The sequence below is a fragment of the Hydrogenophaga sp. GW823-FHT04C09 genome, assembly GCF_058796355.1.
Genome location: NZ_JBXAIO010000004.1, coordinates 22,074 through 31,408 on the forward strand (window position 1 = coordinate 22,074; position 9,335 = coordinate 31,408).

General features: G+C 70.5%; 9 protein-coding genes. 7 read left to right on the forward strand and 2 right to left on the reverse strand.

Going from position 1 to position 9,335, the window contains the following annotated elements; translation table 11 throughout:
- Window position 1: 1 nt before the first annotated feature.
- Window positions 2–937 carry an ATP-binding cassette domain-containing protein gene (locus AC1Q9M_RS12410; protein ID WP_382321986.1) on the reverse strand — a complete coding sequence of 312 codons (936 nt, stop codon included), beginning with the start codon at window positions 935–937 and terminating at the stop codon, window positions 2–4.
- Window positions 938–1,038: 101 nt separating this feature from the next.
- On the opposite strand from AC1Q9M_RS12410, the gene asd reads away from it, so the two are divergent.
- From asd to AC1Q9M_RS12435, 5 genes are all read left to right on the forward strand, one after another.
- A complete protein-coding gene (gene asd / locus AC1Q9M_RS12415; RefSeq protein WP_492434054.1) occupies window positions 1,039–1,890 on the forward strand; it encodes an archaetidylserine decarboxylase in 852 nt (283 codons plus the stop codon).
- A gap of 17 nt (window positions 1,891–1,907) precedes the next feature.
- Window positions 1,908–3,110 (forward strand): formate-dependent phosphoribosylglycinamide formyltransferase, encoded by a 1,203-nt coding sequence (gene purT / locus AC1Q9M_RS12420; protein ID WP_492434056.1) that lies wholly within the window; start codon window positions 1,908–1,910, stop codon window positions 3,108–3,110.
- 120 nt (window positions 3,111–3,230) lie between these two features.
- Window positions 3,231–3,779: a DUF3455 domain-containing protein gene (locus AC1Q9M_RS12425; protein WP_382321982.1), complete on the forward strand. Its 549-nt coding sequence runs from the start codon at window positions 3,231–3,233 to the stop codon at window positions 3,777–3,779.
- A gap of 25 nt (window positions 3,780–3,804) precedes the next feature.
- Complete coding sequence (locus AC1Q9M_RS12430) at window positions 3,805–4,407, forward strand: sigma-70 family RNA polymerase sigma factor (protein ID WP_492434058.1); 603 nt, start codon at window positions 3,805–3,807, stop codon at window positions 4,405–4,407.
- Entirely contained in the window at window positions 4,404–5,105 is a 702-nt protein-coding gene (locus tag AC1Q9M_RS12435) for an anti-sigma factor (protein ID WP_382321978.1), read from the forward strand. The genes AC1Q9M_RS12430 and AC1Q9M_RS12435 overlap by 4 nt, the downstream gene beginning before the upstream one ends.
- On the opposite strand, the gene AC1Q9M_RS12440 is transcribed toward AC1Q9M_RS12435, so the two are convergent.
- Entirely contained in the window at window positions 5,092–7,365 is a 2,274-nt protein-coding gene (locus tag AC1Q9M_RS12440) for a xanthine dehydrogenase family protein molybdopterin-binding subunit (protein ID WP_492434060.1), read from the reverse strand. The genes AC1Q9M_RS12435 and AC1Q9M_RS12440 overlap by 14 nt on opposite strands.
- Window positions 7,366–7,514: 149 nt before the next feature.
- Between AC1Q9M_RS12440 and AC1Q9M_RS12445 the strand changes: the two genes are divergently transcribed.
- Window positions 7,515–8,111: a DUF2846 domain-containing protein gene (locus AC1Q9M_RS12445; protein WP_492434062.1), complete on the forward strand. Its 597-nt coding sequence runs from the start codon at window positions 7,515–7,517 to the stop codon at window positions 8,109–8,111.
- Window positions 8,108–9,335, forward strand: a 1,228-nt coding sequence (locus tag AC1Q9M_RS12450; RefSeq protein ID WP_492434064.1) for a S1C family serine protease, incomplete at its 3' end; no start/stop codon positions are given. The genes AC1Q9M_RS12445 and AC1Q9M_RS12450, both read left to right, overlap by 4 nt.

Sequence of the window (9,335 nt, forward strand, 5' to 3'; positions counted from 1 at the left end):
GTCAGCCGTCCTCGCGGATCTGGCGACCCGTGAGTTTGAGAAAGAGGTCTTCCAGGTTGGCGGGCCGGTGCAGGGTGCGCAGGTGGTGGTGCTCGCCGAGCGCGGCCAGCAGCGGCAGGGCCTGGGCGGTGTAGAAGAACACGGTCTCGCCGCTCACCTCCACGCGCGCGGCGAGGGCGCGCAGCGCGGCGTGGCCTTCGTCATGGGCCAGCGCCAGCGCGCCGTTGCCGTAGACCTCCACCACGTCGGGCTCCAGGTGCTGCGCGATCAGCTCGCGCGGCCGGCCTTCGGCGATCTTGCGGCCGTGGTCCAGCACCAGCAGGCGCGAGCACAGGCGCTCGGCCTCGTCCATGAAGTGCGTGGTCAGCAGGATGCTCTTGCCTTGCTGCAGCAGCATCTGCAGGCGCTCCCACATCAGGTGGCGCGCCTGTGGGTCCAGGCCGGTGGTGGGCTCGTCGAGCATCAGCAGGCGCGGGTCGTTCACCAGCGCGCGCGCCAGTGAAAGGCGCCGCTTCATGCCGCCCGAGAGTTCGCCCGGCTTGGCGTTGGCCTTGTGCGAGAGCGCGGCGAACTCCAGCAGCTTAGGGATGCGTTCGCGGACGGTGGCCGCCGGCAGCCCGAAGTAGCGGCCGTACACCAGCAGGTTCTCGGCGCAGTCGAAGTCCGGGTCCAGGGTGTCCATCTGGCTCACCACGCCGAGCTGGGCCTTGATGGCCAGCGCGTCGCGCGGCATGTCCTGGCCGAAGGCGGTGATGGTGCCGGCGTCGGGCGCGGTCAGGCCCAGGCACATGCGGATGGTGGTGGTCTTGCCGGCGCCGTTGGGCCCGATCACGCCCAGGCATTCGCCGGGGCCGATGGCAAAACTCAGGTCGTTCACCACGGTGCTGTCGCCATAGCGTTTGACCAGGTGTTGGCATTCGAACAGGGCGTCTTTCATGTGCCGGCATTGTGCCCGCTCGCGCCGCCGCGCCTGGGGCCGGCCCCTACAATGCGGGGCTGCCCGCCAGGGTCTTGTCCCCGCCACCGTCCTGCCCACCCATGTCATTCGCCGTTGCCCTGCAATACGTTTTCCCGAAGCGCGCACTCACTGTGTTTGGGGGCTGGGTGGCCAACGGCCGCTGGGGGGGCATCACGCAGTGGATCATCCGCCGCTTCATCCGCAAGTACGGCGTGAACATGGCGGAGGCCGCGAACCCCGACCCACAGGCCTACGCGAGCTTCAATCAGTTCTTCACCCGCGCGCTGCGCGCCGACGCCCGCCCGCTGGCCGATGCGGCCTTCGTCTGTCCGGTGGATGGCGCGATCAGCCAGTTCGGCGCGATCGCGCGCGACCAGATCTACCAGGCCAAGGGCCACACCTACAGCACGCGCGCGCTGGTGGGCGGTGACGCCGCCCTGGCCGCGCTGTTCGACGACGGCGCCTTTGCCACCATCTACCTCAGCCCGCGCGACTACCACCGCATCCACATGCCGGCGGCGGCCACGCTGCGCCGCATGATCCACGTGCCGGGCGACCTGTTCTCGGTCAACCCCGCCACGGCCCAGGGCGTGCCCGGCCTGTTCGCGCGCAACGAGCGCGTGGTGTGCGTGTTCGACCTGCAGGTGGGCGAGACCACCGTGCCCTTCGTGCAGGTGCTGGTGGGCGCGACCATCGTGGGCAGCATGGCCACCACCTGGCACGGCGTGGTGAACCCGCCGCGCCCGGGCACGGTGCGCGAGTGGTCCTACAACGACCAGCCGCTGCACCTGCAGCGCGGCGAGGAAATGGGCCGCTTCCTGCTCGGCTCCACCGTGGTGCTGCTGTGGCCGCGCGACACGATCGCCTTCAACCCCGACTGGGCACCCGGCAACGCCGTGCGCCTGGGCGAGGCCATGGGCCAGTCCCTCTGATTTTTTCTGGAGTTTTCATGACCACGCTCGGTACCCCCCTGTCTCCTTCGGCCACCCGGGTCATGCTGCTGGGCTCGGGCGAGCTCGGCAAGGAGGTGCTGATCGCGCTGCAGCGCCTGGGCGTGGAGACCATCGCGGTGGACCGCTACGAGAACGCCCCGGGCCAGCAGGTGGCGCACCATGCGCGCACCATCACCATGAGCGACCCGGCGCAGCTCAAGGCGCTGATCGAGGCCGAGCGCCCGCACCTGGTGGTGCCCGAGATCGAGGCCATCGCCACGCCCATGCTGCAGGAGCTTGAAGCCGCTGGCGTGGTGCGCGTGATCCCCACCGCCCGCGCCGCGCGCCTGACCATGGACCGCGAAGGCATCCGCCGCCTGGCCGCCGAGACCCTGGGCCTGCCCACCAGCCCCTACAAGTTCTGCGATTCGCTCGACGAGCTGCAGGCCGCCATCGACAGCGGCATCGGCTACCCCTGCATCGTCAAGCCGGTGATGAGCAGCAGCGGCAAGGGCCAGAGCAAGATCGACGGCCCCGCCGGCGTGAAGACCGCGTGGGACTGCGCCATGTCGGGCGGGCGCGTCGGCCCGGGCCGCATCATCGTGGAAGGCTTCATCGACTTCGACTACGAGATCACCCAGCTCACCGTGCGCGCGCGCGGCGCCGACGGCGGCATCGAGACGCACTTCTGCGACCCGATCGGCCACGTGCAGGTGAGCGGCGACTACGTGGAGAGCTGGCAGCCGCACCCCATGACGCCCAAGGCGCTGGCCGAGTCGCGCCGCATCGCCCAGGCCGTGACCGACGACCTCGGCGGCCAGGGCCTGTTCGGCGTGGAGCTGTTCGTCAAGGGCGACCAGGTGTGGTTCAGCGAGGTCAGCCCGCGCCCGCACGACACCGGCATGGTCACCATGATCACCCAGTGGCAGAACGAGTTCGAGCTGCACGCGCGCGCCATCCTGGGCCTGCCGGTCTCCACCACGCTCAAGAGCCCGGGCGCCAGCGCCGTCATCTACGGCGGCGTCGAGGCCACGGGCATTGCCTTCGACGGGGTGGACGAGGCCCTGCAGGTGCCGCAGACCGAGCTGCGCCTGTTCGGCAAGCCCGAGAGCTTCACCAAGCGCCGCATGGGCGTGGCGCTGGCGTTCGACGCCGACGTGGAGCGCGCCCGCACCCAGGCCAAGCTGGCGGCCTCGAAGGTCCGGCCGCGCAAGGCCTGAACCCCGGCCCGAAGTTTTTTTGCATCCGGCTGCATCCAAAACGCCGGTTGGCGAGTAGTGGAAGCAGTGGCGCCGTTTTTTGCGCTGCTGCCCACAACCCCAACCCCGAGGAGTTTTGCCATGCTGTTCAAATCCACCCTGGCCGCCGCAGCGGTGCTTGCCATGACCGCCTGCGCTTCCCACATGGGCTCGCCCGCCATGATGTATTCGCAGGCCAGCCTGCCCGACGCCGTGAAGGTGCCGGCCGGCCACAAGGTCGCCTGGGAAACCGTGGGCGTCGGCCAGATCACCTACGAGTGCAAGGTCAAGGCCAACATGCCTGGCCAGCACGAATGGGTGTTCGGCGGCCCCGACGCCAAGCTGCTGGACCGCAGCGGCAAGCAGGTCGGCAAGTACTACGGCCCGCCCGCCACCTGGGAAGCCATGGACGGCTCCAAGTTCACCGCCACCCAGGTCGCCGTGGCGCCCAACGGCGACGCGAACATCCCCCTGCAGCTTGTGAAGGCCAACCCCGCCATGGGCATGGGCGCCCTGAATGGCGTGACCTACACCCAGCGCGTGGCGACCAAGGGCGGCATCGCACCGACCTCCGCCTGCGGTGCCGCCAACGTGGGCGCCAAGCAGGTCGTGCAGTACCAGGCCGACTACATCTTCTACAAGGCATCCTGAGCGGGCGGGGCTGCCGTCGGCTAGGATGGCCGGCAGCCCCGCACTTTCGCGAGCACCGCCCTTGCCCCCATCCGACCCCGACGCTTTCGACCACGATGCCGCCCTGGCCGCCTGTGCGCGGGGCGATCGTGCGGCCCTGCGCCGCCTGTACGAGCACGAAGGCCGTTACCTGCTGGGGGTGGCGCTGCGCATCGTGCGCGACCGCGCCACCGCTGAAGACGTGTTGCACGACGCTTTCATGAACATCTGGACCCGCGCCGCCACCTTCGACGCCCACCGTGGCGCGGGCCGGGGGTGGATGTACGGCATCGTGCGCCACCGCGCCCTCGATGCCGTGCGCTCGGGTGCGCGCACCGTGTCGGCCGACGAGGCGCAGATGGACGCGCTGCAGGCCGAGGACCCGCCCGCCGCGCCCGACATGGCCGAGGCCTTCGCGCTGCGCGCCGACCTCGGCCGGCTCGACGACTGCCTGGCGCGCCTGGACACGCCCAAGCGCAACTGCGTGCTCTACGCGTACCTGGACGGTTGCAGCCACAGCGAGATCGCCGAGCGCCTGGGCGCGCCGCTGGGCTCGGTGAAGGCCTGGATCCGCCGCGGGCTGGCGTCGTTGCGGGAGTGCCTGGCATGACCGCCCTTGATCCGATCGACGAACTGGCTGCGGCCTACGTGCTGGGCACGCTCTCGGCGGGGCAGCGGCGCGAGGTGCAGGCGCGCTTGCCCACCGATGCCGCCTTGCGCGACGCGGTCGACGGCTGGGAAGGCCGGCTGCTGCCGCTGACCGCCTTGGTCGAGGCGGTGGAGCCCTCGCCCGCGCTGTGGACGCGCATCGAACGCGCCATCGCCCCCCCACGCGCAGCGGCCAAGGCCAGCGCCTGGCAGACCTGGTGGAGCAGCCTGGGCTTCTGGCGCGCGGTGGCCGCCACCGGTTTCGTGGCCGCGTCGGTGGTCGCGCTGCTGCCGTCCACCGGCCTGTTCGCGCCGGCCGCGCCTCAATACATGGTGGTGCTGGTCGCGCCCAACGGCACGGCCCCGGGCTGGGTGGTGCAGACCAGCGGCGCCAACAGCTTGCGGCTGGTGCCACTGGGCACCACGGCCGTGCCCGAGCAGCGCTCGCTGCAGTTCTGGACCAAGGCCGACGACTGGAACGCGCCGGTCTCGCTGGGCCTGGTGCAACCGGGCCAGCCGCTGGAAGTGAAGCTCGACCAGCTGCCGCCGCTGGTGCCCAACCAGCTGTTCGAGATCACGCTGGAGCCCTACAACGGCTCGCCCACCGGCCGCCCGACCGGGCCGATCCTCTACATCGGGCGCGCGGTCAAGCTGACCTGAGCGGCAGGCTGCGGTGGCGCTGGCCGGTCAGCGCGAACAGCGCGTTGGCCACCGCCGGGGCGATCGGCGGCAGGCCAGGCTCGCCCACGCCTTCGGGCGGCGCGCTGCTCGGGACGATCAGCACCTCGACCGCCGGCATCTCGTGGAAGCGCAGCACCGGCTGGTCGTGGAAGTTGCCGGCCTGCACCTGGCCGTTGACGATGTCCACCTGGCCGTACAGGGCCGCCGAGAGGCCGTAGACGATGGCGCTCTCCATCTGCTGCGCGATGCCCGTCGGGTTGACCGCCATGCCGCAGTCGACGGCGCACCACACGCGGTGCACGCGGATGGTTTTGTCGGCCGCCAGCGAGACCTCGGCCACCTGCGCGACGATGGAGCCGAAGGACTCGTGCAAGGCGATGCCGCGCGCGGTCTTGGCGCCGTCGGGCGCCGGCGGTGAGGCCGTGCCCCAGCCGCCGGCCTGCGCCGCCGCCTGCAGCACCGCGAGGTGCCGGGGGTGGCGCTGCAGCAGCCGTTCGCGAAAGACCAGCGGGTCGGTGCCAGCGGCGTGCGCGGCCTCGTCGACGAAGCTTTCCTTGAAGAAGGCCTGGTGCGAATGGCCCACCGAGCGCCAGAAACCCACCTGCAAGGGCAGGGCGACGGCGGCGTGCGCAATGCGCGCGGCCGGCCATTCGTAGGGCTGGTCGAACGCGCCTTCCGAGGTGGTCTTGTCCGGCCCGCCGCCGGGCAGGCCGAACAGGCGGCCCAGCACCTGCGGCACGATGGCCTGGCCCGCGCTGGTGTTCTGCCAGGCCACGAGCTGCCCCTGGGCATCGAAGCCGGCCTTGAAGCGCGAGACGCAGGCCGGGCGGTAGATGTCGTGGCGCAGGTCCTGCTCGCGCGACCACAGGGTCTGCACCGGCGCGCCCGGCACGGCCTTGGCGATGGTGGCGGCCTGGGCGATGAAGTCCACCTCCAGCCGCCGGCCGAAGCCGCCGCCCAGCAGCATCACGTGCACTGTCACCGCCTCGGCGGGCAGGCCGAGCGCGTCGGCGGCGGCCTTGCGCGCCAGGCCGGGCACCTGGGTCGAGACCCAGACCGTGGCGCGGTCGCCGTCGAAGCGCACCGTGCAGTTCATGGGCTCCATGGTGGCGTGCGCGAGGTAGGGCGCGCGGTACTCCGCTTCGATGGCTCGCACCGCGCCGGCCATGGCCGCGTCCACGTCGCCTTCGGTGAAGAAGGCAAAACCTTTGTCGGTGTCCAGCGTGCGCGCGAGCTGCGCCAGGGCTTCGGCGCTCTGGAAGTTCGCGAGTTCGCCCGCGTCCCATTCGATCTTCAGCGCCTCGGCCGCCTGCTTGGCGCGCCAGGGGTGGTCGGCGATCACGGCCACGCCGCCGGTGCCACCGTGACGGGGCTCGAACGGCACCACCGTGCGCACGCCCGGCATGGCCTGGGCGGCGGCCGCGTCGAAGCGGGTTGCGCGGCCGCGCAGGGTGCGGCACATCTGCACGCTCGCGTGCAGCAGGCCTTCGGGCCGCGCGTCGATGCCGAAGCGCGCGCTGCCATCGGTCTTGCTCGCGGCCTCGATGCGGTTCGTGGGCCGGCCGATCAGCTTGAACTGGGCGGGCGTCTTGAGCGTGGGCGAGCGCGGCAGGCGCTGCTGTGCGGCCGCGCCGGCCAGGCTGCCGTAGCCCGCGCGCTGCCCGGCGGGCCCGAGCACCTCGCCGTTCTCGGTGCGGCAGTGGCCGGGCTCGGTGTTCCATTGCCGGGCCGCGGCGCTCACCAGCATCTCGCGCGCCGAAGCCCCGGCCTCGCGCATCGGCAGCCACAGGTCCTTCACGCTCGACGAGCCGCCGGTCATCATCACGCCGATCTCGCGCATGGCCTTGGCCGCCATCCAGCGCGCCGCGTCCAGCACCCGGCTCTCGGTGTCCGGGTGCACCGGCAGGCCGTCGACCACGGTGGCGATGTTGTTGTAGATCTTGTCGATGGGCGAGGCCTCGAAGCGCACGCGCGACCAGTCGGCGTCCAGCTCGTCGGCCAGCAGCATGCACAGCGAGGTGGCCACGCCCTGGCCCATCTCGCTCTTGGCCAGCATCACGGTGACGCCGCCGTCCGCATCGATCTTCACCCAGCCATTGAGGGCCGCCTCGTTCGCGCCCACCGGCAGCGGCTGCGCCGTGGTGAGCCGCTGGCGCGGCGGCAGCACCGACCAGCCCAGCACCAGCGCACCGCTGGCGGCGAGGGTGCCGAGGAGGAACTTGCGTCGGGTGGTGGCCATGGGGTTTTCTGGTGGGCGGGTCGGCGCAGCTTAAACCCGAAACGCGGCTTGCCGCGTGCGGCGCCTGCACCACGCTGGCTGGTGGAAGTCCCAGGATTTCGTCTTGTTACAAACGGTTAGCATTGGCGCCAATCATGCAATGAGGGGCGATGATGGGCGGAGTTCGTGGATGGGCGAGCGCACTGGTCTTGCTGGCGGTGGCGCTGTTGTCGGGCTGCGCAGCGAGTGGGCACAGTTATATGGCGGTGTCCAGTGCGCTGCCGCCTTTGAAGGACAACGGTTGCCGTGTGTTCTTCTACCGCACCGACTCGATGGTGGGCGCGGCCATGCAGCCGGAAATACGGCTGGACAACCAAGTCGTTGGCAAGTCGCAGCCTGGCGGATTCTTCTACGTGGACACGCACCCTGGCCGCCATCTGGCGAGCTCGCAGACCGAGAACGAGGCGCGGCTGGAGTTCGACATCGAAGCGGGCCAGACCGTGTATGTGGCGTCCAGCATCACGTTTGGCGTGCTGGTCGGTCGGGTGCAGTTGAATCTCCAGCCCGAGGCGGTGGCCTTGTCGGCGCTGTCGCCCTTGCGCTACACCGGCGTCGGAATGGCGCCGACGGCACCACCCGGCGTGGTGCGGGCGCCAACCACGGAGACCTCCCCACCGGTGGCCTCCAGCCCCAAGCCCCGGGCACGCGTGACGATGGCTGACTTGGAGGCCTTGTTGCCACCGTCGCCTGCCGGAGCCGCACGATGAGCTGGCGCGCCTGGGTCCTGGTGGTGGGAGCCGCCGCAAGCGCTCCCGCGTTGGCGCTTGAGCCCGATGCCCTGTTCGCCAAGGTGGCGCCCAGCGTCTGGACGGTGGTGGCCTCCGATGCCCAGGGGCGCAACCAGTCTCAGGGCAGTGCGGTGGTGATCGGCCCTGGGCGTCTGGTCACCAATTGCCATGTGCTGGCGCGCATGACCCGCTTCCAGGTCGCGAAGGACAACGTGAGCTACGGCGGCAAGCTGGAGTTTCCCGACCCGGAGAACGACCTGTGCCAGATCCGGGTGGATAACTTCCAGGCTCCGGCCATCGAGCTTGCGCCCAGGGACACCTTGCGGGTGGGCGCGCGCGTCTATGCGATCGGAACGCCGCAGGGCCTGGAGGCCACGCTGAGCGATGGCTTGCTGTCCGGCCTGCGCCGCGACGAGCAGGGGCAGTTGCTGTTCGTGCAGACCACCGCGCCCATTTCGCCCGGGTCCAGTGGCGGTGGCCTGTTCGATACCGAAGGCCGGTTGATCGGCATCACCACGCTCATGCGGCGCGAGGCGCAGAACATCAACCTCGCCGTGCCCGCCTACCGCATCACCGAGTTACCTGAGCGAGGGCGCGAGCTGCTCGAACGGCGTGCCGCCGCCAACGCCGCCCGGGTGGCGGCGGCACCGGTAGCCGCGCCTTCGGCGGGCCTGCAGCCGACGGCGCAGCGGCGGGTAGGCGACTGGTTCGAGTATGTGGTGACGGACGCGCAGACCCAGCTCAAGAGCACGGTCAGCCTGAAGGTGGATCGCGTGGACGGCGCTCGCGTCGTTTTCAACGGGGGCGGTCGGGTGGAGGATGAAACCGGCCTCGTGCTGGATTCTTCGTCGCCCGCGCTGCTGGAACTCGATCTGGTGACACCGCCTGGCGGCTGGGCGCCGGGTGGCAAGGTGCTCAACGGGGTGCAGACCTTCAATTTTTCGACCACGAAGGGAGGCGACACCACGACGTTCGACGTCACGGCTGTAGCGTCTCTCTCTCAAACGCTCCGCATGGGCGAGAGTGAGTACAACGCGGTGCGCATCGACGTCCGGGGGTGGACCTCCCGCCTGCCCGTGCACCGCGTCGCGATGTCGAACCTTCGTTACCAGGCCACGTTGTGGTATTCGCCGGACCTGATGCGGGTCGTGCGCTTCACGCTGGAGCGGTTGGGCAGCACCGACCGCAAGGAAACCGTGGAGC